The organism is Glaciecola punicea ACAM 611, from assembly GCF_000252165.1.
In the GTDB taxonomy this organism is placed as follows: Bacteria; Pseudomonadota; Gammaproteobacteria; order Enterobacterales; family Alteromonadaceae; genus Glaciecola; species Glaciecola punicea.
In genome coordinates, this window is record NZ_BAET01000028.1 from 40,060 (window position 1) to 66,850 (window position 26,791).

The window sequence follows — 26,791 nt, forward strand, 5'->3', positions numbered from 1 at the left end:
TAGACAATGTACAAATCGTCAGGATTGATTATTTTGGAAAAATTTTATACCGACTACAACCAAATAAAAGTACGTGAAATTAAAGCGATGCTTGATGATGCCGACATTCCGTGTTTTTTAAAAAACGAATTTATCCAAGGCGCCAGCGGCGAAATTCCGCCGCATGAAACCTTACCTGAAATATGGCTGGTAGATGAACAATGGCGACAAAGGGCGCAAGGCTTGGTTGATACCTTAGAGCGGGAGTTAGCAAAAGCTAGCCAAATCGAATGGCAATGCAGCACGTGTAATGAGATAAACGAAGGTCAATTTATGATGTGTTGGCAGTGCCAGCAAGAAAAGCCTGCAGATGCTTAGACAGTAAAAACCCAGCTTTCATAAATTAAACAGGCAGACACGCTGTCGACCTTTTCTTTACTGAGCTTCTTGTAGCCGCCCAGTTCAAATAATTTTGCTTTTGCGTCTACTGTTGATAAGCGCTCGTCGTGCAAAAATACTGGAAGATTATATTTGTGTTTGAGCCTACCAACAAAGCGCTTTACGCTGGCAGTAATAGGCTGCTCAGTGCCGTCCATGTTGAGCGGTAAACCCACAAGCAGTCCGTCTGGCTCCCACTGCGAAATGATCTTAGCTAAATTCTCCCAGTTAGGAATGCCGTCTTGGGCTTTAATTGCTTGCAAAGGGGAGGCGGTGTTAGTAATCGCTTGTCCTACTGCTAAGCCTATACTTTTCATGCCAAAATCAAAAGCAATAACGGTGCGTATGGAGTCGCTGGGCAATGTATGCATATTTACGATCGCATTCTTAACAGCAGCCGTGTTAACAAGCCTTGGGCTAAAAAGGACCGCATCATCATGCTTGTCCTGCCTGCTGCGTTAGCTGCCATACATTGATGCCCAATTTATTAACCGCTGCTTCCCATTTTTTACTATTAGGGGTGTCGAAAAGTATTTCCTTGTCGGCCTCAATGGTCAGCCATGCGCTGTCTTGAATTTCTTGTTCAAGCTGTCCAGCATCCCAACCGGCGTAACCAAGGGCGACGACTGATTTTGCCGGCCCGTCTTGCTTGCCTAGCATAGACAAAATATCTTTTGAAGTAGTTAACATAATATCAGAGCTAACGTTAATAGAAGAGCTGTAGCCACCTTTGGCCATATGCAGTATAAACCCACGGTCGGTATGCACCGGGCCGCCGCATACAACAACTTTATTACTTATGTCGTCGTCAACAATTGCACTTGCATCAGCCATTTTTATGAGTTCTCTAAACGTCATAGTAGAAGGCTGATTAATCACAATGCCCATTGCGCCTTCGCTCGTGTGTTCAACAATAAAGGTGAGCGAACGTGAAAAATACTGGTCGCTTAATACTGGCATTGCAATTAAAAAGTGATTTTTGAGACTTTGCGTGGTTTTGATTTTAGACATAAAATAGTATCCCTTATTGCGTTTTAGCGACATAAATGGTCTTGCATAGTTTAGTGTAAGCGTTTTTCAATGGCATCGAACAGCTTAGCGCATATGTTAATGTCATAAGCTGCTTCAATTTCTCTTACACAGGTTGGGCTGGTGATGTTAATTTCAGTGACCTTATTGCCAATCATATCTAAACCAACAAATAGGATGCCTCTATCGGGCATATCCTTGGCAATCGCTTGGGCTACTTGCATGTCTTGCTGATTTACCTGCTGGGACTGCCCGATGCCCCCAGCGGCTAAGTTTCCGCGCGTTTCGTTACCGCTGGGCAAGCGTGCTAAGCAATAGGGGATCACTTCACCGTCTACTAGCAAAATACGTTTATCGCCTAGTTTAATTTCTGGCATGTACGCTTGCACCATTGCATGCACACTTTCATTAGAGGTAATAATTTCACAAATAACGCCCAAATTAACGCCATCTTCTTTTACACGAAATATGCTGGTGCCGCCCATACCGTCAAGCGGCTTCACAATGATATCTTTATGCGCTGCATGAAACGCTTTTATGCGTTCTTTATTACTCGTAACCAATGTGGGAGGAATGAAGTCACTATATAAAGAGGTAAATAATTTCTCATTAAAGTCGCGCAATGCCTGTGGGTCATTTACGACAAGCGTACCTAAGTCTTTTGCTAAAGAAAATATATGTGTCGCATAAATGAACTGACTATCAACAGGCGGATCTTTACGCATTAACAGCACCGTCAAATCACCTAGGCAGATGTCGTCTTGTGCCAGTATTGAATAATAATCAGATGCTTTTTCTTGCACGCTAATGCGGGTAACAGTCGCCCTAGGTTGGCCGTTAGTAATGTATAAATCGCCAATTTGCATATAGTAAATTTCGTAGCCGCGTTTTTGCGCCTCTAGCATCATTGCGAAGGTCGTATCTTTTTTAATGTTAATGGACTCAATCGGATCCATTACAATGCCAAGCTTAATAGTCATAGGGGCTCGTGTATTAGTTGCATATTTTGTCACTCAATTGTGTGGGTTTTATAGATAAAAGCAAGCGCAGCTGCCAATAATCTAATTTAATAGACACAAAATTCGCGGCTTATATATCACCGTGCTTAGCTTGTAATATAGCCAAACAAGCAATAGCGGCGGTTTCAGTGCGTAAGATACGACTGCCAATATTGACCGGTGTATATCCTGTCTCAGTGGCCGTATAAATTTCTTTTTCGCTTAAGCCTCCTTCAGGTCCAATAACAACTCTAAAGCCTTTTTGCGGCTGTTGCAGGCCCGACAAGTAGGTTTTCGCACCCGGCGCCAAAATGATTTTTGTTAAATCGCTAGACTGTCCTAGCCACTGATGCATAGTCACTGGCTGATGCAGTATGGGTAAGATGTTCCGCTGGCTTTGTTCGCAGGCGCCAATAATCAGTTTTTGCCATGCAGCAAGTTTCTTATCCCAACGTTCTTGGTCAAGCTTTACGTTGCAATTTTCAGTAATAATAGGCGTAATTTCCGTCACGCCTAATTCAACCGACTTTTGCAAAGCAAAATCCATTCGTTCACCTTTAGAGACACCTTGGCCTAAATGTAAATGCAGAGGTGACTCGAGCGACAGTGAAATTTGCGCATTAATGAGGATGCTTGCGCTGCGTTTTTGTATGTCGACTATCTCGCTAGGAAAATCACTGCCATTGCCATTAAATAAAACAATGGGCGTGCCTATGCGAAGGCGCAGTACATTATGCATGTAGTGCGCTAATTCGGTAGGGGCGTTAATAGTGCTGTCGATAATTAAAGGGTCTTCTATAAAAAATCTTGGAATTCGCATTTTTGCAGATAGTAGAGGATAAATGACCATTAGTATAAATCAAAACGGCATAAATAATAACTTTGTTTTGCGCTGCTAACTTGGTATTTTAAGTACTGTATGTATTCTTATTACCTCATTGAAGCAATAAGAATATGTTCAAAAATACGGCACTTGAAATGACAAAACAATAGCGCCTCTTGTTAAATATAGTCAGTAAGGAAGCGAATTCATGTTGGAAAACACCACTGAAGAAGCAGCAAAATATGGAATTACCATTGAAGAAGCATCAAAATACGTAGATCAGTACCTTATTCCATTTGGTATTAATATCGCAATGGCGATAGTAATACTCATAGTGGGTAAAATAGTCGTCAAAATCTTACTCAGTATTTTTGGCAAAGTAATGGCTAAATCAAAATACGATGAAATGCTAGTTGATTTTCTGAAATCGATTATAGGCGCAATTTTGATGCTATTTGTCGTCATTGCGGCTATAGATCAGTTGGGCGTGAACACTACCTCGTTCGCCGCCATTTTAGCCGCCGCAGGTTTGGCAATAGGCTTATCTTTGCAAGGCTCTCTTGCAAATTTTGCGGCAGGCGTAATGTTACTGGTATTTCGCCCCTTCAAAGCAGGTGACTATGTAGATGCTGCTAATACCTCGGGTACCATAAAAAGTGTCGGTATTTTCACCTCAATGATGGTCACCCCCGACAACAAAGAAATTATTATACCAAACGGGTCAATTTACAGTGGTAACATAACCAACTACAGTGCCAAAGAAACACGCCGTGTCGATATGGTGTTTGGCATTGGTTATGACGACGACCTTCGAAAAGCCAAATCGGTGTTACTGGAAATGCTGGCTGCCGATCCTCGCGTATTGGCTGATCCTACCCCACAGGTAGCGGTGTCTGAACTTGGCGACAGCAGCGTTAATTTTGTGGTGCGCCCATGGACAGCGTCCAGTGATTACTGGGGTTTTAAGTTTGACTTCATTGAAGCCGTGAAGCTGCGCTTTGACGAGGAAGGTATTTCTATCCCTTATCCTCAAATGGATGTTCACATGCATAAAAATGAAGAGCCCATAGCAAAGGAGCACTTATAAACATGGCGTATTCACTTACGTAATAATGAATCCGTTAATAGTAATATCAACGGTTTTTTTTGTAATCGTCTACATCGTATAAGAAGCAAGCTAATCGCCGCAGTTAGGTCGGTTGCGAGCTGCCTTAAATAACTTTTCAGCCTGTGGCATTTGGTTTATCAGATTTTCTATGCGCGATTCTGGCGCTGGATGGGTCGACATAAATTCAGGCTGACGTTTGCCCCCACTTTGCGCCGCCATGTTTTGCCAAAGCGAAACAGATTCAGTGGGTTTGAAGCCCGCTTTAGCCATTAAGGTAAGGCCTATTTCGTCGGCTTCACTTTCATGCACGCGGCTATATTTTAAGGTGCCAAACTGCAGGCCAACGCCAAGTGCCATCATAATTTCAGGCGTTTGTGACACTTGGTTAGCCGCTAACACTTGACCCACTGCCTGCTGTCCAAATCCTATGACGGCGTTGTTCGACATACGCTCATTCCCATGCTTAGCAATGACGTGGCCAATTTCATGGCCTATTACTGCGGCTACCTGATGCTGATTGACCGCCACATTTAATAAGCCGGTATATACTCCAATTTTACCACCAGGAAGGGCAAAAGCATTCACTTGGTCATCGTCAAATACCACCACTTCCCATTCGCCCTTATAGACTGAGTCATCGACGTATTTAAGGAGCTCACGAGCAATACACTGCACCATGTCGTTTGCTACAGGCTTGTTTGATATTTTAATATCAGACTTCATACCTGCAAAGGCTTGTTGACCCATAGTGGCTAATTCACCGTCGGGAAACAGCAGCACTTGGCTGCGGCCGGTAGGTGATGTGGCGCAGGCATTTAGCAGTAGCGCAGTAGCAATGACTGCTAGGGCTTTTATCGCCATTAATTTCATACAAGCTCCTAAGCATTCGCCACAAAACGCAGTGACGTTTTACACAAGTCAATATTATAAACCAGCGTCGCTTCTTAGGGAAACGGCTTTGTCGGTTGCTTCCCATGGGAACTGCTCGCGACCAAAGTGACCGTAAGCGGCTGTTTCTTTGTAAATAGGTTGCTCTAGGTTGAGCATTTTTACAAGTCCGTAAGGCGTTAAGTCGAAATGAGTTTTGACCAATTCTACTAGCAGTGTCTCGCTAATTTTGCCGGTACCGAATGTTTCTATGCTGATGGAGGTTGGCTCGGCAACGCCGATAGCATAAGATATTTGGATTTCACAGCGTTTAGCCAGACCAGCGGCAACAATGTTCTTTGCCACATAGCGACCTGCATAGGCCGCGCTACGATCTACTTTTGATGGGTCTTTACCTGAGAAGGCACCGCCGCCGTGACGCGCCATACCGCCATAGGTATCCACAATAATTTTACGACCTGTTAGGCCGCAGTCGCCCATTGGGCCGCCAATCACAAAGCGACCGGTTGGATTAATGTGGAATTTAGTTTTGTTACTTAGCCACTGCGCGGGCAGTATGGGCTTAATAATCTCTTCCATTACCGCTTCACGTAAGGTTTTAATCGAAACACTATCGCAGTGCTGAGTAGACAATACGACAGCATCTATCCCTACTGGCACATTGTCTTCATATATGAAGGTAATTTGGCTTTTTGCATCGGGACGCAGCCAGTTTAAGGTGCCGTTTTTACGCAGCTTGGCTTGCTGCTGCACCAGTCTGTGTGCATACGTTATGGGTGCAGGCATGAGCACGTCGGTTTCATCACTGGCATAGCCGAACATGAGTCCTTGATCGCCCGCACCTTGAGCTTGGGGGCTTTCTCTGTCGACGCCTTGGTTAATGTCTGATGACTGCTTACCGATTGCATTTAGTACGGCGCACGAGCCGCCATCAAAGCCCATGTCAGAGTGAACATAACCAATATCTTTGACGGTTTTACGGGTTAATTCTTCAATATCAACCCACGCCGTTGTGTTTATCTCGCCGCCGACCAAGACCATGCCTGTTTTCACAAACGTTTCGCACGCCACTCTTGCTTTGGGATCTTTTGTAAGAATGGCGTCGAGTACCGCATCAGAAATTTGATCTGCGATTTTATCAGGGTGCCCCTCAGATACCGATTCCGAAGTAAATACGTGTGTTGTCATGCCAAAATCCTAAAAAATAAACAGCCCCCCCACTGTGCTTTACTCAGCAACGGGCTTAGTTAAACTATAAAATGCTTACGTTCACTGCTTTTGATGAGCGTTCCATTATAAAAACAGGCAAAGTAAATATGCAGGCCAATATTATAGCTCACATCAGCTCATTTACCAGTCTTTACTTCTAGACGTCTAAAATTCACAGCGAAATCGATATGGTGCTTTACGTTAAAAAAGTCTATTTGGTTTTTACAAGTCCTTAATACTCCATAACAAGTGAATAAAAGAAACCCAAAACGAGATTTAATTATTGAACAAGCGGGGCGGGTGAGTAACAATAGCGACCGTCGTAATTTTTACCAAGGAGCAATCATGCCTTCTCGTCGTCACCTTGCTAATGCAGTTCGTGCATTAAGTATGGATGCAGTACAAAAAGCTAAATCAGGACATCCTGGCGCCCCAATGGGGATGGCCGATATTAGCCAGGTGTTGTGGTGTGATTACTTATCGCACAATCCAAAAAACCCTAACTGGGCTAACCGCGATCGCTTCATTCTTTCTAACGGTCATGGATCCATGCTGCTGTATTCGCTATTGCACCTTACGGGCTATGATTTACCTATTGAAGAGCTAAAAAACTTTCGCCAGCTGCATTCTAAAACACCCGGTCACCCAGAATACGGCTATGCACCCGGTGTTGAGACCACCACCGGTCCTTTAGGCCAAGGCATTACCAACGCCGTTGGCATGGCGCTGGCTGAAAAAGTATTGGCTGCGCAATTTAACAAAGACGACTTAGACATTGTTAATCACTACACCTATTCATTTTTAGGCGACGGCTGCCTCATGGAAGGTATTTCTCATGAAGCATGTTCGCTAGCCGGTACGCTTGGCCTAGGCAAGCTTATTGCAGTCTGGGATGACAACGGTATATCAATAGACGGCGACGTACAAGGCTGGTTTACTGACGATACGGTGAAGCGTTTTGAGGCCTATGGCTGGCACGTAATTGCTGATGTAAACGGACATGAACCTAACGAGATTTCAGCGGCCATTGCAAAAGCGCAGGCGCAAACAGATAAACCAAGCTTAATTTGTTGTAAAACCACCATTGGCTTTGGCTCGCCTAACAAGCAGGGCAGTGAAAGTTGTCATGGTGCGCCTTTGGGCGATGACGAAATAGTACTTGTGCGTGAGGCCCTTGGCTGGACATCCCCTCCATTTGAAGTGCCTAAAGACGTTTACGCAGCTTGGGATGCTAGCAAAAAAGGCGCTGTTGCAGAACAAACATGGAATGATAAATTCGCCCGCTACGCGCAGGCCCACCCTGAGTTAGCCGCTGAGTTCACTCGTCGTAAGAACGCGACACTGCCAGATGTCTGGGAAAAAACATGCAGCGATTATATAAGCGAACTACAGCAAAACCCAGCCTCCTTAGCCACGCGCAAAGCCTCGCAAAACACCTTAAACGCATATGCACCAGTATTACCCGAATTATTAGGCGGATCTGCAGACTTAGCCGGGTCTAACCTAACCATCCACAACACCAGCAAAACCATTGTTGCAAGTGACGCCAGTGGTAACTACGTTAATTATGGCGTGCGTGAATTTGGCATGTCGGCAATGATGAACGGCCTTAGTTTATATGGCGGTTTTAAGCCATATGGTGCGACCTTCCTTATGTTTGTGGAATACGCACGAAATGCGGTGCGCATGGCCGCGCTCATGAAGCTGCCAGTTATATTCGTATATACGCATGACTCAATTGGTTTGGGCGAAGATGGGCCCACACACCAGCCGGTTGAGCAACTTGTTGCGCTTCGTGCTACGCCTAACTTAGATACGTGGCGTCCTTGTGACCAAGTTGAATCGGCTATTTCTTGGAAATCCGCGATAGAAAAAACCGATGGGCCTAGCGCGCTTATATTTACTCGCCAAGGACTGCCACAGCAGGCAAGAAACGCAGCGCAAGTGAAAGACGTTGAACGCGGCGCTTATGTGTTGCTTGATACTGGCGAACATCCTGATGTGGTATTTATTGCAACAGGTTCTGAAGTGCATTTAGCAGCGCAAGCGGCCGAGCAATTAGCCATAAAGGGTATGTCGGTAAGAGTGGTATCAATGCCGTGCACAAGCGTGTTTGATCGTCAATCTAAAGAATATCGCGACTCAGTATTACCCCCCACTATTACCAAACGTATCGCCATTGAAGCGCTTGCAAAAGACACGTGGTATAAATATGTTGGCTTAGACGGCGTTGTAATTGGCATGGACACTTTTGGTGAGTCAGCGCCTGCGGGTGAATTGTTCCAGCATTTTGGAATAACGGTAGAAGCGGCTGTAGACGCTGCATTAGCCCTTCAACGCTAGGAGACATTCTTGCTCAAAATAGCCATTAACGGCTTTGGTAGAATAGGGCGCAATATTGTGCGCGCCCTATTTGAAAACGGTTACGCAGAGTACGTACAGGTGGTAGCCATTAATGAAATTGCCGAGCCAGATGCCATGGCCCATCTGCTCAAATACGATTCTGCCCACGGACGTTTTGCACATAAAGTAAGCGTAGATAAAGGCCATCTGTATATTGACGGGCATAAAATTGTATTAATGCGCCATAACAACATAAGCGATATTGACTGGAATAGCGTGAATGCTGATATTGTGCTTGAGTGTACTGGCATTTACAGCGAGAAATCTGAAGCGCTGGCACATATAGGTCAAGGTGCTAAAAAAGTACTGTTTTCATCACCCGCTAGCCAAGACGTAGACGCCACAATTATATATGGCGTAAATCATAGTTCTTTAAAAATAAGCGATACCGTGGTGTCAAACGGTTCGTGCACCACAAACTGTATAGTGCCGGTTATTCAGGCCTTACACAGCGCGTTTGGCGTTGTAAGCGGAACTATTACTACTATTCATGCGTCGATGAACGATCAGCAGGTCATCGACGGTTATCACCAAGACCCTCGGCGCGCGCGCGCAGCGAGTCAATCGATTATTCCAGTAGACACCAAACTTGCGGCAGGCATAGAGCGCATACTACCAGAATTTGCGGGCAAGTTTGAGGCCATCGCGGTGCGAGTCCCTACTATCAATGTCACCGCAATGGATTTAAGCGTAACGCTACGTGATGACGTGACTACCGCCGATGTTAACCATACGCTTAAGTACGCAGGCCGAGATTACCCCGCTAATATTATTGATTACACCGAAGAACCTTTGGTGTCGATAGATTTTAACCACAACCCGCATTCTTGCATTGTTGATGGTACGCAAACACGCGTGAGTCACAAAACCTTAGTGAAAACACTGCTGTGGTGTGACAATGAATGGGGTTTTGCCAATAGAATGTTAGACACTGCTTTGTATATGCATAAAATTGGTTATGCTTGTGATGGCCAGTGAAAGTCACGCATAGCCAATAGTGAGCATTAGAAGTTCTTAGTCATCAGCTTAGCATTACTATTCTGCAAATGGGTGAATATAAGCATAAAGACGAAACAACAGCAGCGCTTATTCACATATTAATCTGCAATGAGGAAACAGCTATGCCAATACGTACAATGTCTGAGCTAGATATAAACCAGCAAACCGTTTTAATTCGACAAGATTTAAATGTTCCTATTGACGAAGGCCAGATTAGCTCCGATGCGCGACTAAGAGCATCCTTACCCACCATAAAAACAGCGCTAGAAAAAGGGGCAGCAGTCTTGCTTATGTCTCATTTAGGCAGGCCTACCCCGGGGTCGCCAGAAACAAAGTATTCGCTGCAGCCGGTGGCTGATTATTTGAGTGAGGCCTTAGGTCAAAAAGTGGCGCTTATTAGTCATTATTTAGATCAAAGAGTTGCGCTTAAGTCCGGGCAAGTTGCGCTTTTAGAAAACGTTCGCTTTAATGTGGGTGAAGTCGAAAACGACGATATTTTAGCCAAAAAATACGCAGCCTTGTGCGATATTTTCGTTATGGATGCATTTGGTACTGCTCATAGAGCACAGGCGAGCACTCACGGTGTGGCGAAATATGCTAAGCAAGTGTGCGCCGGGCCCTTGCTTGACGGTGAGCTAAAAGCACTAGGCAAAGCGCTAGATAATCCAGCAAGGCCCATGGTGGCTATTGTAGGCGGCTCTAAAGTAAGCACTAAACTTACCGTGCTTGATAGCTTATCAAGCAAAGTTGACCAGCTTATTGTAGGCGGTGGGATTGCAAACACTTTTATTGCTGCCCAAGGGCACAATGTGGGCAAGTCTCTTGTTGAAATGAATTTAATTGATCAGGCAAAAGCGCTCATAAAAGCGGCGAAAGACAACGGCGGTGATATTCCCATCCCCAGCGACGTGTTAGTAGGATCGCAGTTCTCAAAAGATGAGCCCGCTATTACCAAATCGGTAGATGCGGTAAGTGACAATGATATGATTTTCGATATAGGGCCTAATACCGTCAAGGTGCTAACCAATATATTGAAAAATGCCGGCACTATTGTGTGGAACGGCCCGCTAGGCGTATTTGAATTTGACCAGTTTGGTGAAGGCACTAAAGCGATTGCGCATGCTATTGCGCAAAGTGACGCATTTTCAATTGCCGGTGGCGGTGATACACTCGCCGCTGTGGACAAATACGGTATTGCTGATAAAGTCTCGTATATATCCACAGGAGGCGGTGCGTTTTTAGAGTTCCTTGAGGGTAAAACCTTGCCCGCAGTGGCTATTTTAGACAGAGATTAAATGACATTACCAGCAATGGTAAAATACAAAAGAACGTAGACTAAATTATAGCGTAAAAGGAGTTGAATATGACCACGGCTGCTCAGCAAGCAATGTTGGAAAAAGTAAAAATTACGGTAGGGTTTATTGCGGCACTTGATCAAAGTGGCGGCAGCACGCCAAAAGCCTTAGGTTTATACGGTATTGACGAGTCGGGCTACGCTAACGACGAGGAAATGTTCGCCTGTGTTCATGCTATGCGAACGCGTATAATCACAAGTCCGTCTTTTGATGGTAGTCGTGTACTGGGCGCTATATTGTTTGAAGATACCCTAGACAGAGGCATAAAAGGGAAATCTTCAGCGCGTTTTTTGTGGGAAAACAAACAGGTAGTGCCATTTTTGAAGGTGGACAAAGGTTTAGCGGATGCAGAAAACGGCGCACAAATCATGAAACCTATGCCTGAGTTGGACGCATTATTAGCAAAAGCAAGGGCGCAAGATGTGTTTGGTACAAAAATGCGCTCCGTCATAAAAATGGCTAAGCAAGCAGGTGTTGACGCGGTCGTGGCGCAGCAGTTTGAAATAGGAAAACAAATTTTAGCGGCAGGCTTAATGCCCATTATAGAGCCTGAGATAGATATTAACAGTCCTGAAAAAGCCGCCGCTGAAGGCTTGCTCAAAGCTTCTATTTTGGCGCATTTAGACAGTCTAAATGATGATCAAATGGTTATGTTAAAGCTTACGTTGCCAGAACACGCAAATTTTTACGCCGATTTAATTAATCACCCTAAAGTGTTAAAAGTGCTTGCCTTGTCGGGCGGGTATAGCCGTGACGAAGCTAACAAGCGTTTGTCTGAAAATAAATCGATGATAGCCAGTTTTTCGCGCGCACTAACGCAAGGTTTAAGCGCTCAGCTTTGTGAAGATGATTTTAACGATGAGTTGGATCATACCATTCAAACAATTTACGATGCCTCTGCTACATAAGCTTGTTTGTATTGCTTGTAACAACTAAAAAAGCACCTAATACATAAGCTTTTTTAGTTGTTACAAGCTGCTTTAAAGTAAGACTACAGCAAGGTTAAATGCATATCTGTATGCTTTAAATAGTCATTTTCTTGACCAATATCAGCCAGTAATAAAGGCGATAATTCAAACCATTCTTGCGCAAAACCGAGCTTAAGCTCATTATCTTCTACGGTAATAGTAAACTCAGGTAAGGTCGACTTTGAACGATTGATGTTTAGCAGCACCGCTAAACGTAAAATCACTAGCAGTTGAGTCAACTCTCTTTCACTTATACTTGCCTCTGTTAGCAAGTCGTCTTTGCGGATCTTTTTACGATGGAACCTAACTAAAGATGCAATTATTTGCTGCTGATCTTGGTTAAATCCGGCCATCTCAGAGTATTGTAGTATATAGCTAGAGTGCTTTTGTATGCCTCTTGAATGTATTTGAAGGCCTACTTCGTGCAATAGCGCAGACCAGCCTAAGAAATGCCTGAGGGACGGTTTTTTGAGCTCCCACGCGTCTTTAACACTGTCAAAAATGTACATGCAGGTGGTAAGGACTTTGTGGGCGTAGTTTATATCAACCGCATAGCGTGTAGCTAAGCTTTGGGCCGTGCGCACGCGCACATTTTGGCTGCTGTGATTAGGCTGCAGTTCATACAGAACACCTTCGCGCAGGGCTGCTTCACTAAACGCCATTTGGGTCACTTTTAACGATTGAAATATCGCAATTAAAATACATAGCCCAGCCACAAATACAGGCTGCCTATCTACACTTAAGCCTTCAAACTTAAGGGCTTCGCTGTGGCCTAATTCAATACATTGAGAAAGTAAATCAAGCAACGCTTGGTATGTTACTGGCGCATCTACAGACACGCCTTTTTTACTATTAATTACCGCGCACACCGCGCGTGCTGTGCCCGAACTGGCCACGGTCTGTTCCCACTTAAAGCGGTTTAAACTTATCGCAGCAAGTTCAAGTTCAACTTTGGCCGCGGTTACCGCTCTTCGTGTGGCGTCTTTGCTTATTTCGCCATTCTGGAAAAAGCGCTGCTGATGGCTAACGCAGCCTATTTGAATACTTTTAGTAATTCTAGGCTCGGTGCCGCTGCCAATGGCGAATTCTGTAGAACCTCCGCCTATATCAAAAATTAAGCGCTCACCCGAATAGGAAGAGTTACTGCCTATGCCTACAAAAATAAGCCGTGCTTCTTCATTGCCTGAAATAATTTCGATAGGAAAGGGCAGCACTTTACGCGCTTGGCGTAAAAACGCGCGTGAGTTCTTTGCTCGGCGCAGCGTGTGTGTTGCCACAACGCGAATCGCTCTTGGCTCAATGCCTTGCATTGATTCTTTCATACTTTCCAGTACGCTTACGCCTCGCGAGATTGCTTCGCTTGATAGAATATTGCGATCGTCTAAACCTTCCGCCAAGCGCACCTTTTGTTTTACCTTACTCACTACTTGAACAGCATCGGCAACAACTCTTGCAACGACCAAATGAAAACTGTTTGAGCCTAAATCTAGGGCGGCATATAGTTCAGTTTTTGCGTGTTGCTTGTCGTTGAAAACTTGGTACAGGTCGCTCAACTAGAACTCCTCTCGTTTGGTTAAATATTCGTGAGTTTGTATTTGTGAACGTATGTTTTTACGATTGCCTCGTTTCACATACTCGTTAGTTTGCTTTTCATCAATAACACGGGCTTTTAGGGTGTCTTGAAATTGAAGTTCAAGTAAATCTATCAGCATCTGCTTAGCGTCTTCATCAAATACCGGGCAGCCAACCTCAATGCGGTAATCCATGTTGCGTGTCATCCAGTCGGCTGAGGATATAAACACCTTACGCTCGCCGCCGTTTTCAAACACCATTATGCGCGGATGCTCTAAAAAGCGATCTACAATACTGATTATACTAATGTTTTCACTTCGTCCTTTAACGCCCGGTATTAACGAGCACATTCCTCTGCATATAATTCTGATTCTTACACCGGCCTGCGATGCGCGATACAAATCGTCAATGAGCTCTGGGTCAACCAAGTTATTCAGTTTAATCGTAATGCAGGCCTTGTTGCCTTCTGTGTGGCGCTGAATTTCTTGGCGAATAAGCGATTGTATTTTACTACGCGCATTAATAGGCGAGACCTGCAGCAGGTTGAAGCGGTACTTACGATAGGGGTTTATGATCATCTCAAAGACTTCAATACCCTCTAGTCCAAGCTCTTGGTTGCAGGTAAACAGTGAAAAATCAGTGTAGATCCTCGCCGTTTTTTCATTAAAGTTACCGGTGCCAAAGTGCGAATAGTGGCGCAGTTTGCCGCGTTCCTCGCGCGTAACAATACACAGTTTACTATGAATTTTTACCGAAGGGTTGCCCAAAATCACTTTAATGCCCGCGTCGGTCATGCGTTTTGACCAAGCAATGTTATTTTCTTCATCAAAGCGGGCGCGAAGCTCCACCACCACTGTCACTTTTTTACCATTATCAACGGCGTCAACCAAAGAGTTAATTATGCGTGAACCTTTGGCAACTCGGTACATATTCAGCCTAATATGTTTAACCATGGGATCAAAAGCGGCCTGGCGCACAAATTCTGTAAAATGCAAAAAGTCGTGATACGGGTAGTAAAGCAAAATATCTTGCTTGTTTATGGCTTGAAAAACAGTGTCGTGTTGGGCAAAGGTTTTGTTCCTTATGCGCGCTAGGGGCGCATATTCTAAGTAAGCACGCCCCACATTTGGAAAGCTAATAAAGTCTTTGAAGTTGCGGTAATGCCCCGCCGATTGAATGGTATCAGAAGATGAAATACGCAGGCGTTTGCGTAAATCTGCAATCATCTCATTGGGCATGCCAAAGTCGTGAATAATGCGTACGGGCTCAGCAATTAAGCGCTGTTTCATGCTTTCCGACATTTTTTCTACGTAGCTTTCGTCAATCTCGTCGTTTATGGAATACTCTGCGTCGCGGGTAATCTTAAACGAATAGGCTTCAGCGTTTTCAAACTTGACAAAACCCCTAAAAATTTCGTGAACGCACAGCTTTATAATGTCATCAAGTAAAATGATTTGTTTCTTTTTGCGAGTGCGTTGAGGTGGTAACACAATAAAGCGGTCGGTGGCGTTAGTGGGGATTTCTACCACCGCATATCTAGTGGTTCTGCCGGGACGATACAGGGCCACATCTAAATAAACCGAGCTGTCGTTTAGACGCTGAATTAGCTGTACTTTATTGTCTAGTAAAATGGGTGCTACATGACGCAGAACATGATTACGAAAGTATTCTTGTACCCATTGATTTTGCGTCTGGCTAAGCTGGGAATGATGCAAAATGAAAATATTATAGCGTTCTAATTCTTTCGTGACTTTGCGGTGTGTTTGGTCAAATTTGGCTGACAGGCCGCGCACTTTTTCATGAATACGCGTCAGCAAAGAGATTAATTCGGCGGCTGTATCAAACTGTTCTTCGTTTTGACTAATGGTAATAAGGCGTTTTACATCGGCCACCCGCACACGATAGAACTCGTCTAAATTATTGCTATAAATCCCCAAAAACCGCAGACGTTCAACTAAAGGGGTATTTATATCTTCTGCCTCTTGTAACACACGTTCGTTAAATGCAAGCCAACTGATTTCTTTAGGGAAATACAAAATACTCATGCTAGTCATAGTTCCTTGTTTTTGATAGTATTTATACAGAATTACTTCTCTTTTAAGTCTACCATTAAATCATCTGCAATACCTTCTATTGCGGCACGTAGCTTAGTGGTATCAATATTTTCAGAGGTTTCTACCACAATATTTGCGCTAAAGAGTAAATTCCCCCAGTTGGGTGCGCTTTCGCATTTTGTGTCTAGCTCAACGATGTTTAAATCAAAGCGTGTTAAGGCGCTCGTTACGTCCGACACTATGCCTTTGCGATCGTTGCCGGTCACTTTTATGCGAATGCGCTTAGTGTTTGTTGATGTCGCCTCATTTGCGGGCAATAGGGTTATTTGTAAGTTTGACAGCGCGTGGCAGTCACGCACTAAACTGCTGTGATTTTCTTTGGGCAGCATTATTTCTACAAACCCAGCAAAATGGCCGCTTAAATGGCAAAAACTACTGCGCAGCCAGTTACCATCGGCCTTGGCAACTGCACTGGCAACCTCGTCTACTAAGCCTAATTTGTCTGCCCCTATTATCGAAAGTACCATTGCCTGCATATTCTTGATTCCTTATAGTTGATTTGTGGGTGGTAAAGTGTTTTTATAATCGCAAAATCACATCTTGTTTATGAAATGTAAACCCAATTCTATGTAATGAAAAGCAAAACTACCCTATTTGAGAAACGCCGTTTTCGCCGTGACTACTTTTTTAAGCTAGTTGTTACTGCGTTTGGCCTATTGGTGTTGGCCATTTTTGCCACCTTACTACTACATATACTCACAAATGCCTTGCCCTTGCTGCAATCGCCTAAAAGCGAAAGAATCCATAATACCTTAAGTAGCTTTGCTAGCAACAGTATTGGCCTTACTCAACTGCAGGGGGAATGGGTGAATTTAAGCGTAAAAGACTGTGCGCTGTATCTAAGCGCAAGCGTGTCTTTAGCCCACGACGGCAGTGCTAGCGTTAACCCTGCTAATCGCGCGATTAAAAAATTTGCACCAAACTGCACTAAACATATCATTGCCTTAGCAGGCGATCAAAATCAACATGTAGTAGTGTTGACCAGTGACAATGTCTTAGAAATATATTATTTAGAAAATAAAGATTCTTTCTTCTTAACATCGTCTATTGCACTGCCAGATGAATTTAGTCAAACAAACTCAAGTACTTGGAACATTTCTTTAAGTGGCGAAGAACTATTTATTCAACGCCCCGTTCGCACGCAAAGTCGTGTTAATAATATCCTCACTCTCAGGCACAGCTTTTCAAGCTTAGAGGCGCCCACTATCAGATTATATGAAGGTGCGATGCGTTTGTTGCCTATCGTACCGTTTGAGCAAGTGTTAGTGGCGACGCATAACGAACTGCGAATGTACGATAGTCAATTGAACATTATTCAAACGTTGGTGCTGGATGAAGCCGGTAATTTTACTGACGTATCCAACAGCGTAATCAATAATACAATCAATAATACAATCAACAGTACAGTTAACAGCGCAATGACAGACAAGGCTAAAGCTTATGAAAACGGCAGATCCACACACAATGAAGCGAACATTAATGCGCTTAGTCTTTCGCCATCGTCACTCGACATCTTTGTGCGCTCAGTAGAGCCTAACATAGACCATAGCAATGATAACAAACAAGCTAGCAACAACGATAAAAATACAAATAGCCGCGTCAGCCTGAACAAATTTACACTTGTTAACAACAGCGGTGATTTCTTATTAAGAAAGACTTTAGCATTGCCTATGCCAATAGAAATGGGCCTAGGCACGTTGCACACAGCGTTTGATTTACAACATAACGCTGGTTTTTTCGTAGATGAACACGGTCACTTAATCTTAATGAATATTGTGACAGGCGACATAAAGCTACAAAAAACCTTAAAGGGCCCAATTAGCAGAATCAACTATGCGCAAGGCCAGCTGCAGCTAAGCTTAGACGACAGGTTTGAGCTATATCAAATTAGCCAGCTCCAAGGCATGACAAGCATGCAAATACTGTTCGGTAAAAACGACTATGCCGGCTATGCCAGTAAAGAGTATTTATGGCAAACTTCGGTGTCGAATGCGTCTCAATCGCCCAAATATAGCGTTATTCCGTTAATCATGGGGAGTGTAAAAGCATCTGTTCTGGCGCTTATCGTAGCGTTGCCGCTAGCCCTTGGCGCGGCTATTTACACGGCTTACTTTGCACCTCCCCATATTCGCAATGCCATCAAGCCAAGTATTGAAATGCTAGAGGCTATTCCTTCGGTAATTATCGGCTTTATAGCCGCGGTGTGGCTGGCACCTTTTGCCGAGCGCTATCTAATTTCCATTTTCTCGGTGCTTATATTATTACCTTTTGTGGTCTTAATTATTGCCGCGATCCACGGATTTTTACACAGCAGAATTGCGCATAAGAAGCTGGATAACTGGCAGCTTCCTCTAAACGCTTCGCTGCTGCTGCTTGGAGTCGTCTTTATTTTCGCATTAAGCTTATTAATTACTGACTACTCACACAGTAAGGGTTATGACTCGCTGGTGCTAGTAGCGTCTAATTTAACCCTGTCAAAAACCGCTATTGTAGTGTCACTAGCGCTTGGTGTGGCCATTGCCCCTACGATTTATACCTTAATTGACGACGCCTTATTTGAAGTGCCAGAAGGGGTAAAACAAGCATCATTTGCCTTGGGCGCGACCAAAGTTCAAACCCTCGTAAGAGTGGTGTTGGTGGTGGCATTTCCCAGTATAGTATCGGCCATTATGTTGGGCTTTGGGCGGGCCTTTGGTGAAACCATGATTGTTCTAATGGTGACCGGCAATACGCCTATTGCCAAATGGGATTTACTCTCAGGTTTGCGCACATTAACCTCAAATCTAGCCATAGAGCTGCAAGAAGCGCCGGTCGACAGTACCGTATATCATATTTTATTTTTGACCGCCGCTATCTTGTTTGCCTTCACTTTTGTAGTGAATACCATTGCTGCTTTGCTAAAACGTAGGATGCACAACAATGATCAGTAAATTAAGCCTACTGACTAACAAATATGTGCGCGGTGATTATGCGCAGCAGTTCAAACAGTCTTTATTAGAAGTGCTGGCTATGCTTGCATGCGCCACTATTTTAATTGTACTAGTAGGTATTTTTGCTTTTATTGGCGTGCAGGGCGGGCGTTATTTTATGCCTATGTCTGCTTATCAGATCACGACTGTTCATACGCTATCGAACGCACAAGATGTGCAAGGAAAAGGCACGTCAGTGCCAGATAGGTCAGTTCAAAAGGAGCAAATTCAGTATACCCTCAGCCATTTGTCAGCCGCAGAGCTTGCCAGTAGCTTGCAGCAAAAGTTGCTTATTCAGTACATAGCCCAAACCCAAGAAATGCCAAAAATAACGGTCAGCGCAGCAGACAGTTTATACCAAATTAATACTACCTCAGGGCAAACCCTAGTAGGCAAATTCGTAAGCTTGCAAGAAGGCAGCAAGGTGTCGCAAAGCTTAGCGAATTTAGTTGTTTTGCAGTCAGAAGTGGCGCGTTTACAGCAAAATTTAAGCGACATTCAAATTCAGCGCCTGCAAAGTCTGCACCGGGCGATAAGTGAGCTTGACAATAAGCAGGTTGCAAGGGATACGCCGCTTTACCAAACTACCTTAGCCGAATTCATGCTTTGGCAAGCGCACGCCAACAATATTATTGAACAAATTGGCAGCTATAAAATAAATATTCGCCTAGACAGCGGCGAGCTCTTGAGTCTTGCCATAAATAAAGTGCAGGATATTTATCAGCCCAACCAGTTAAGCTCTTGGCAATCTATTGGCTACATTTTGAATAAAATAGTTGTATTTATAAGCGACTCGCCCAAGCAGGCCTCCACCAGTGGCGGTGTCTTTCCCGCCATATTTGGGACCTTACTAATGGTGATTATTATGGCCATAATAGTGACCCCCTTTGGTGCAATTGCGGCTATTTATTTACATGAATATGCACCCGACAACAGATTGACTACCACTATTCGTATTTGCGTAAGCAACATGGCCGCAGTGCCGTCAGTGGTGTATGGCGTGTTTGGCTTAGGTTTCTTTGTATACGTGCTAGGCGGCTCTATCGACAGCTTACTATATTCAGATAAGCTACCTTCGCCTACGTTTGGTGCGCCTGGTTTGTTATGGGCGTCGCTAACCATGGGTATACTGACCTTGCCGGTGGTGATTGTGGCCACTCAAGAAGGCTTAAGCCGCGTGCCGAGCAATTTGCGCTCGGGTGCTATAGCGCTAGGCGCTACAAAATACGAAACCATCGTAAAAGTCGTGCTGCCAATGGCCAGTCCGGGTATTTTAACAGGTGTTATTTTAGCCATTGCACGCGCTGCTGGTGAAGTTGCGCCGCTTATTCTTGTAGGTGCCGTAAAGTTTGCACCCACACTACCCATAGACGGTGAGTTTCCATTCGTACATTTAGAACGACAGTTTATGCATTTAGGCGTATTTATTTATGACGGTGCATTTCATAATCAAACGGAGTCGCAGGTATCGTCTTTAATGTTTGCTTCTTGTATGCTGCTGCTACTCGTTGTACTTTTACTTAACCTGTCTGCTATTTTATTGCGTAATAAGCTTAGAAATAAATATGAGCGGCTGTAATGAATGGTTGTAATGAATGACTATCATGAGCGAACATAAAAAAAATGTTTAAACTATTTGAACGTGAGGCACTGTCTGTCGAAGAGTTCTCAAAAGAACAAACGAGTGTCGATGTTCGGCATTTATGCGTGTCGCTAAATGCCAAAAAGGTGCTAAACGACATTAGTATTCGCATACCTAAAAATAAGATTACCGCGCTTATTGGGCAAAGCGGCTGCGGTAAAACCACTTTGTTGAACAGCTTTAATCGTATGAATGAATTTATAAGTACGCATGAGATAAGCGGTGAAGTATGGATAGACAATCGTAATATTTACGATAAGCGCGAACGGGTTTCAAGGCTTCGTAGCCAAATAGGCATGGTGTTCCAGCGTCCTAACCCGTTTCCGATGAGTATTTACGATAACGTCAGTTTTGGCCTGCGCATTCAAGGCGAAAAGCGTCGACGCTTTCTTGACGACAGCGTTGAAAAGGCCCTTCGAAACGCGGCTTTATGGGACGAGGTAAGAGACAGGCTGTTTGAATCTGCACTCACGCTCTCGGGCGGTCAGCAGCAGCGCTTAATGATAGCAAGAGCCTTAGCCCTAGAGCCTAAAGTACTGTTGCTAGACGAGCCTACCTCGGCGCTAGATCCCCTTACCACTTTGTATATAGAAGAACTAATGGTAGCGCTTAAACAGCAGTGCACCTTAATTATAGTGACACACAATATGCAGCAAGCGGCGAGGGTGTCTGACTACGCGGCGTTTATTCACAAGGGTGAATTAATTGAATATTCAGACAGTGATTCTTTATTTACTATGCCCAACAAACAGCAAACCGAAGACTATATTACAGGTCGGTATGGATAGCTTTATATGCGCGTTAAGGCGTTTACAGCCGTTATCAAGCGCTAATAGTGGGAGTCAGTAATGCGCCGTCAAATACAGCTGAATACGCACATCTCTGCCAAATACAATCAAGAGTTAGAGAACTTAAAGCACTCGGTGTTGACCATGGGCGGTGTGCTAGAGCAGCAGCTTGTTAACACTCTAGTTGCACTTAAAGAAAATGCGCCAAGTTTAGCAGAACGCGTTGCTTTAAATGATTCACGCATAGACTCCATGGAGTCGCAGGTGGAGCAAGAGTGCATGCGTATTATTGCTAAGCGAAACCCTACCGCTGGTGATTTACGCTTGGTCATGACGGTTTCAAAAACCGCCACCGACTTAGAGCGCATTGGCGATGAAATAGCCAGAGTGGCGAAGCTTGTGACTAAAGATCGCATTCCTGCATCAGATATAGTGCTGTCGGGCATGATGGATATTGGCAATCGCAATGTTGCCATGATGCGAGCTACTTTCGATGCTTTTGCCAGACAAGATGACAAGGCCGCGGTTATTGCGCACAAACTAGACACCCAAATTGACAAAGTATATAAAAAAATCATCGAACAAACTGCAGCCGAAATACAATCTAATCCACAAGATATAGCAATATGGATGGACGTGCTGTGGGCAATAAGGTCCTTTGAACGTATAGGCGACAGATGCAAAAATATCTGTGAGTACGTCATTTATTTAACTTATGGTCGAGATTTACACAGCTCTAGCATGAAAAAAACGGTCAAGAAGCTCTTAAAATAAACTAACTTTCGCTGCCTTTTCGAGCAAACGAAGGTTTTGGCTTGCGGTTTGCCCTAATTAATTGCCTCTGGCACAGGCTTGCCTATATCCACCACGCAAACCAAGGTTGGCGTGCAATAATGGCTTGGTAACAAGCTCGTGCACGTGCTAACCTTAGATTATTAAGACACTTTGATTTAGCGTGTGTACTTTTGCGATTACCCAATTTAAAACATCTTTACTACTTAAGTGTATTGCACAAAGAGCAGCATTTTGCCCGCGCGGCCCAAAAATGCAGTGTGAGTCAATCAACCCTTAGTGCGGCCATTCAAAACCTCGAAGATTCTATTGGCCAACAGCTTCTTGAAAGAGAGCATAAAACCTTTGTGTTCACCTACTTTGGTGAAGCTCTTGTCGAAAAAAGTAGGGACTTGTTAAACCAAACACAAGACTGGATAGCCTTTGCACAGTCGTCTGGCGATTGGCAGGCCGGGAATATAAAAATAGGCGTCATCCCCACGATCGCGCCATTTTTGTTTGAACAGCTCGTTAATACCTTGCAGCAAAATTTACCCAAACTAACGCTACAGTTATTAGAAGATACCACTGATAATCTAACGGATCTTCTAATAAAAGGTGATGTTGACTTGTTGATGTTGGCCTTGCCCATGAAAACACCAGGCTGCAAACAGCTATTGCTGGGTCAAGACCCGTTTCATTTAATTGCGCACAAAGACAAAGCAAAGCAGCTGCCTAAAAACGTACAAATTGAACAGCTCCCGCTAAACAGTATTTTCTTGCTGCAAAAAGAGCATTGTTTAACTGGACATGCTATAAGCGCCTGCGGTTTAGCGCATAAAGCGCAGGTGAGTTCCTTAACCGCAAGCAGTTTGTACACCCTAGTCACGCTGGTGAACAGCCAGATGGGATTTACCTTCATGCCTGCTATGGCACTGCAGCACGGCATTTTAAATGGCACAAACGTAGAGGCCATGGCGGTGACCAACAATGCTTTTCGGGAAATTGGTTTAGTATGGCGAAACGGCACTACCCGCGTGCAGTTGTTTAGAGCAATAGCAACCTTGCTTGCGCCCCTTATGCCAAAGCCTGCATTGTTAAGGTAAATTTTGCGCCGATGAGGCTAGTCAAAAGTCTTAAAAGTATAATACGTCGATTGCCCGCTCATTTGCATATAGTTATGTATGCAAATATAGAATAAACCTAGTATGCTTGAGCATATACAGACAGCTTTGAACACTATTACTCAGGTTAGGCGCTTAAACAACCCGAATATTAGCTCACCATCGGCAATTAAATAGGAGTAAATATGCAACAAGTTGTGATCAGCGGTTCTGGTTTATGGACACCCAAACATAGTATAAGCAACGAAGAGCTAATTAACTCGTATAACGATTATGCTGATTATTATAACGAGCAAAATAAAACGCAAATCGACTCAGGGCAGTTGTCTGCTAAGCCCCATTCAAGCGCTGAATTTGTTGAAAAAGCCTCGGGTATTAAAAGCCGCTATATATTTGAAAAAAAAGGCGTGCTCGACATTCACAGAATGCGCCCACTACTGCCATGCCGGGCTGATAACGAACTATCTCAGCAGGCTGAAATTGGGCTAGAAGCAGCCCAAAAAGCCCTTGCCAGCGCCAATAAAACTGCCGCAGACATCGACGCTATCATCGTTGCATGCGCCTACACTCAGCGTTCTTATCCTGCTATTGCCATTGAAATACAAGAAGCGCTAGGCGTCAAAGGATTCGGTTTTGATATGCTAGTAGCCTGCTCTGCAGCCACATTTGGGATGCATAGAGCTTATGAAATGGTGGCTGCTGGCACTGCCAGAGCAATATTAGTGATTAACCCTGAGTTAGTATCACCACAAATAGATTACACCGATCGCGACAGCCATTTTATTTTTGGCGATGTGGCTACTGCCGTTGTGCTTGAAAGCGCAGAAACGGTTAGCAGTGAGCATGCTTACAATATCTTAAGCACAAGAGCGATGACCCAGTACTCTAATAATATACGTTCTAATTTTGGCTATATAACGCATGCCACTGATGAAGACCCTTATGGACCAGATAAGCTTTTTCACCAAGAAGGACGCAAAGTATTTAAAGAAGTATGCCCCTTAGCGGCGCAGCATATAACTGAACATCTGGCTGCTCATGAGCTTGTGCCACAAGATTTACGCAGATGGTGGCTACATCAGGCCAATATAAATATGAATACCTTAATAAGTAAGCGATTATTGGGCCGAGAAGCTACCACCGATGAAGCCCCAGTAGTACTAGATACTTATGCAAACACTGCTTCAGCGGGCTCTGTGATTGCTTTTAACCTGCATAACCATGACTTGCAGCGCGGTGATTATGGAATTTTATGTTCATTTGGCGCAGGCTATTCTATTGGCAGCTTACTGGTCCAAAAACGCTAAATGCCTTTGTTATTCGATATCGGCTTCGGCTTTAGGTTTCATCATTACTACTGATCAGTTTGCAATGCTTGACCGCATTGCGCTATCAATGCCATGTTAAATCACAAATGGCCGGATAACTTCCGTGAGTTTCAAAATAGAAGTCAGAGCAGAATATGCCAAAAACAGCTGAATTGTTTGGGATCACAAGTCCCACTCTATATTCGCTTATAGATAAATACCAGTTAGACGATTTGAAGGCGGGTTCTTAGTCGCCACACTCACATTAAGGTAGTATATTAAGGCTATCTTTGTTTATTAATATTTAAGGACACATGATGACACATCCTGCCGAAGTAAAAAATATGGAAGGTAAAGCAGTACCACAAGCAAGTTGGCCTACTCGCGTTGGCCAGGAATGGAAAAAACTGACTAGCGACGACTTGTTTGCCAATAAAAAAGTAGTGGTATTTTCGTTACCGGGTGCATATACGCCTACCTGTTCATCAACCCATTTGCCGCGTTACAACCAGCTTGCAGGCTTATTCAAAAAGCATGGTGTGGACAATATTTGCTGTATTTCGGTTAACGATACCTTTGTAATGAATGCTTGGTTAGCCGATCAAGAAGCCGATAATATTACGGTCGTGCCCGACGGCAACGGTAAATTCACATTCGACATGGGCATGCTAGTAGACAAAGAAGATTTAGGCTTTGGCAAGCGCAGCTGGCGTTATTCTATGCTGGTGAATAACGGCATTGTGGAGAAAATGTTTATTGAGCCAAATAAACCAGGCGACCCCTTTGAAGTGTCAGACGCCGACACGATGCTCAATTATTTAGCGCCCGGTGAAGGCGCACCAGCTGAAGTGTCTTTGTTTACCAAGCCAAACTGCCCTTTTTGCGTAGATGCAAAAGCACTGCTAACTAAACACGGCTACGATTATGAAGAAATTGTGCTTGGCAAAGACGCTAGCTTGTCTTCTCTAAAAGCAGTGAGCGGCCGGGATACGGTACCGCAGGTATTTATAGGCGGTAAACACATAGGCGGAAGCGATGATTTAGAAGCGTACTTCGCTGCAAAGTAAGTAGCGTAGTGCTTGCTAGTTATCCTAAAAGAGCCTACGTTGGCTCTTTTTTTCGATCTTTTACTGACCCAATTTAAGGTACGAATTTCATGACCATACTAGTTTGTTTACGAAACAGCTTTGCTGCTAAAAAGGCGCTCTTTTGCTATTCACTGGTTCATTTGCTGTTGTGTTCGCCTGTGGCATCTGCTGTTCAAGATAGACCTAATTCGAGCCAAAAAATGCAGACCTTATTTGTGCAGTCGCAGGGCTTTTTCAATATTTATGCGGATGAATTAGGGCCGGTAAAAGCCTGCGATGAGACCTTTACCAATGGCGTGAAGGTTTGCTATGAAAACCTTAAAAACGACGGTAATGCCCCTTTTGTATTACTGCCTAGACTTTCTCCTAGCATGGATGAACCTAAAGGTGTGGTAGTGTTGTTTCATGGTTTAAGTGATTCTCCGTATTTCATAAGTTCAATAGGCGAGTTTTTGCGCAACCAAGGCTTTGTGGTAATAGCGCCGCTTATTCCTGGCCATGGCAAACTAAACGCCGATGCCGACATGCAAGATCCGCAGCTCAAAACAAGATGGGTGGCGCATACAAACAGCGTAATGGCGGTTGCCCGAGATATGGCAGCGTCAGCGGACTTGCCCATTGTGGTGGGCGGATTCTCTGCAGGAGGTACATTTGCCACCTATTACACACTTAACAACCCTCACGAGACTGCAGCGCTGTTGCTATTTTCGGGTGCCCTTGAGCTTTCTGGCTCTGCTGAGTCAATGTCAAAAATTTGGGGCATGAAGACATTGGCAACGTGGCTAGATGGTAAGTATGAAACCCTTGGTGCACACCCTTTCAAGTACCCTTCAGTGGCCAGTTATGCTGGGCTGGTGCTAATGGATCTTCTGCATGATATTAGAGGTATATTGAAAACTAAGCAAATAAACAAGCCTATTTTTGCTGCGCATTCAATGGCCGACAAGGTAACTTTGTTTAATGGGGTTGAAGCACTGACCCAACAAATGAAAGGCGAGCATACTATATTCAAAATTGATGAGTCGTATGATTTATGCCATGCCGACTTGCCCATGAGTTCAGCGCAAATCGTTAATCTAACCTTTGATAAGACTAAAATAAATGAAAATGAAAAGTGCTCGATGCCTCAGACTAACCCAGTGCATAGGAAAATGCTAATGATGTTGGACATTTTCTTATCCGAGACATTAGCAAAACAAAATGATGTATAGTCTGGGCA

Annotated in this window: 23 protein-coding genes; 14 read left to right on the forward strand and 9 right to left on the reverse strand. The window is 44.1% G+C overall.

Going from position 1 to position 26,791, the window contains the following annotated elements:
- Positions 1–33: 33 nt before the first annotated feature.
- Positions 34–357, forward strand: coding sequence for a putative signal transducing protein (locus GPUN_RS10370; protein ID WP_006006427.1), 324 nt, complete (start codon positions 34–36; stop codon positions 355–357).
- Here GPUN_RS10370 and ruvX read toward each other — a convergent pair.
- The 4 genes from ruvX to GPUN_RS10390 form a co-directional block, all read right to left on the reverse strand.
- On the reverse strand, positions 354–788 hold the full coding sequence (gene ruvX, locus GPUN_RS10375; RefSeq protein ID WP_006006429.1) for a Holliday junction resolvase RuvX: 435 nt from the start codon (positions 786–788) through the stop codon (positions 354–356). The genes GPUN_RS10370 and ruvX overlap by 4 nt on opposite strands.
- A gap of 64 nt (positions 789–852) precedes the next feature.
- Positions 853–1,428: a YqgE/AlgH family protein gene (locus GPUN_RS10380; protein ID WP_006006431.1), complete on the reverse strand. Its 576-nt coding sequence runs from the start codon at positions 1,426–1,428 to the stop codon at positions 853–855.
- Between the two features lie 50 nt (positions 1,429–1,478).
- The gene (gene gshB, locus GPUN_RS10385) at positions 1,479–2,426 is read right to left on the reverse strand and encodes a glutathione synthase (RefSeq protein ID WP_006006433.1); all 948 of its coding nucleotides are present in this window, start codon (positions 2,424–2,426) and stop codon (positions 1,479–1,481) included.
- Between the two features lie 109 nt (positions 2,427–2,535).
- Positions 2,536–3,264: a 16S rRNA (uracil(1498)-N(3))-methyltransferase gene (locus GPUN_RS10390; protein ID WP_040520959.1), complete on the reverse strand. Its 729-nt coding sequence runs from the start codon at positions 3,262–3,264 to the stop codon at positions 2,536–2,538.
- Between the two features lie 211 nt (positions 3,265–3,475).
- On the opposite strand from GPUN_RS10390, the gene GPUN_RS10395 reads away from it, so the two are divergent.
- Positions 3,476–4,354 (forward strand): mechanosensitive ion channel family protein, encoded by an 879-nt coding sequence (locus GPUN_RS10395; RefSeq protein ID WP_006006436.1) that lies wholly within the window; start codon positions 3,476–3,478, stop codon positions 4,352–4,354.
- Between the two features lie 90 nt (positions 4,355–4,444).
- On the opposite strand, the gene GPUN_RS10400 is transcribed toward GPUN_RS10395, so the two are convergent.
- Together GPUN_RS10400 and metK are read right to left on the reverse strand one after the other, a co-directional pair.
- The gene (locus GPUN_RS10400; RefSeq protein ID WP_006006438.1) at positions 4,445–5,245 is read right to left on the reverse strand and encodes a M48 family metallopeptidase; all 801 of its coding nucleotides are present in this window, start codon (positions 5,243–5,245) and stop codon (positions 4,445–4,447) included.
- A gap of 54 nt (positions 5,246–5,299) precedes the next feature.
- A complete protein-coding gene (metK, locus tag GPUN_RS10405; protein ID WP_006006441.1) occupies positions 5,300–6,451 on the reverse strand; it encodes a methionine adenosyltransferase in 1,152 nt (383 codons plus the stop codon).
- Between the two features lie 366 nt (positions 6,452–6,817).
- On the opposite strand from metK, the gene tkt reads away from it, so the two are divergent.
- The 4 genes from tkt (at position 6,818) to GPUN_RS10425 (ending at position 12,137) form a co-directional block, all read left to right on the forward strand.
- Entirely contained in the window at positions 6,818–8,815 is a 1,998-nt protein-coding gene (tkt, locus tag GPUN_RS10410) for a transketolase (RefSeq protein ID WP_006006443.1), read from the forward strand.
- A gap of 9 nt (positions 8,816–8,824) precedes the next feature.
- The gene (gene epd / locus GPUN_RS10415; protein WP_006006445.1) at positions 8,825–9,853 is read left to right on the forward strand and encodes an erythrose-4-phosphate dehydrogenase; all 1,029 of its coding nucleotides are present in this window, start codon (positions 8,825–8,827) and stop codon (positions 9,851–9,853) included.
- 143 nt (positions 9,854–9,996) lie between these two features.
- Positions 9,997–11,169, forward strand: a complete 1,173-nt coding sequence (locus GPUN_RS10420; RefSeq protein ID WP_040520961.1) for a phosphoglycerate kinase — start codon at positions 9,997–9,999, stop codon at positions 11,167–11,169.
- A gap of 68 nt (positions 11,170–11,237) precedes the next feature.
- Positions 11,238–12,137, forward strand: coding sequence for a fructose bisphosphate aldolase (locus GPUN_RS10425; protein ID WP_006006449.1), 900 nt, complete (start codon positions 11,238–11,240; stop codon positions 12,135–12,137).
- An 83-nt stretch (positions 12,138–12,220) separates the two neighbouring features.
- Here the strand turns inward: GPUN_RS10425 and GPUN_RS10430 are convergent, their stop codons facing one another.
- Genes GPUN_RS10430 through GPUN_RS10440 form a run of 3 tightly spaced genes read right to left on the reverse strand, consistent with a single transcriptional unit; the run spans position 12,221 to position 16,359 of the window.
- Positions 12,221–13,750 carry a Ppx/GppA phosphatase family protein gene (locus tag GPUN_RS10430; protein WP_006006451.1) on the reverse strand — a complete coding sequence of 510 codons (1,530 nt, stop codon included), beginning with the start codon at positions 13,748–13,750 and terminating at the stop codon, positions 12,221–12,223.
- Positions 13,751–15,823, reverse strand: coding sequence for a polyphosphate kinase 1 (gene ppk1 / locus GPUN_RS10435; protein ID WP_040520944.1), 2,073 nt, complete (start codon positions 15,821–15,823; stop codon positions 13,751–13,753).
- 32 nt (positions 15,824–15,855) lie between these two features.
- Positions 15,856–16,359, reverse strand: coding sequence for a glycine cleavage system transcriptional repressor (locus GPUN_RS10440; protein ID WP_006006455.1), 504 nt, complete (start codon positions 16,357–16,359; stop codon positions 15,856–15,858).
- A gap of 96 nt (positions 16,360–16,455) precedes the next feature.
- Here GPUN_RS10440 and GPUN_RS13735 point away from each other — a divergent pair, with 96 nt between their 5' ends.
- The 8 genes from GPUN_RS13735 (at position 16,456) to GPUN_RS10480 (ending at position 26,783) form a co-directional block, all read left to right on the forward strand.
- Positions 16,456–18,813, forward strand: a complete 2,358-nt coding sequence (locus GPUN_RS13735; protein WP_006006457.1) for an ABC transporter permease subunit — start codon at positions 16,456–16,458, stop codon at positions 18,811–18,813.
- Positions 18,803–20,431 (forward strand): phosphate ABC transporter permease PstA, encoded by a 1,629-nt coding sequence (pstA, locus tag GPUN_RS10450; protein WP_006006458.1) that lies wholly within the window; start codon positions 18,803–18,805, stop codon positions 20,429–20,431. The genes GPUN_RS13735 and pstA overlap by 11 nt, the downstream gene beginning before the upstream one ends.
- Positions 20,432–20,475: 44 nt before the next feature.
- Positions 20,476–21,282 carry a phosphate ABC transporter ATP-binding protein PstB gene (gene pstB / locus GPUN_RS10455; RefSeq protein WP_006006460.1) on the forward strand — a complete coding sequence of 269 codons (807 nt, stop codon included), beginning with the start codon at positions 20,476–20,478 and terminating at the stop codon, positions 21,280–21,282.
- A gap of 60 nt (positions 21,283–21,342) precedes the next feature.
- Positions 21,343–22,056: a phosphate signaling complex protein PhoU gene (gene phoU / locus GPUN_RS10460; protein ID WP_006006462.1), complete on the forward strand. Its 714-nt coding sequence runs from the start codon at positions 21,343–21,345 to the stop codon at positions 22,054–22,056.
- Between the two features lie 191 nt (positions 22,057–22,247).
- Entirely contained in the window at positions 22,248–23,159 is a 912-nt protein-coding gene (locus tag GPUN_RS10465) for a hydrogen peroxide-inducible genes activator (protein ID WP_006006464.1), read from the forward strand.
- A 203-nt stretch (positions 23,160–23,362) separates the two neighbouring features.
- Positions 23,363–24,484: a beta-ketoacyl-ACP synthase III gene (locus GPUN_RS10470; RefSeq protein ID WP_006006466.1), complete on the forward strand. Its 1,122-nt coding sequence runs from the start codon at positions 23,363–23,365 to the stop codon at positions 24,482–24,484.
- 317 nt (positions 24,485–24,801) lie between these two features.
- The gene (locus GPUN_RS10475; protein ID WP_006006469.1) at positions 24,802–25,551 is read left to right on the forward strand and encodes a glutathione peroxidase; all 750 of its coding nucleotides are present in this window, start codon (positions 24,802–24,804) and stop codon (positions 25,549–25,551) included.
- An 89-nt stretch (positions 25,552–25,640) separates the two neighbouring features.
- Positions 25,641–26,783: an alpha/beta hydrolase gene (locus GPUN_RS10480; RefSeq protein WP_006006471.1), complete on the forward strand. Its 1,143-nt coding sequence runs from the start codon at positions 25,641–25,643 to the stop codon at positions 26,781–26,783.
- Positions 26,784–26,791 lie beyond the last annotated feature (8 nt).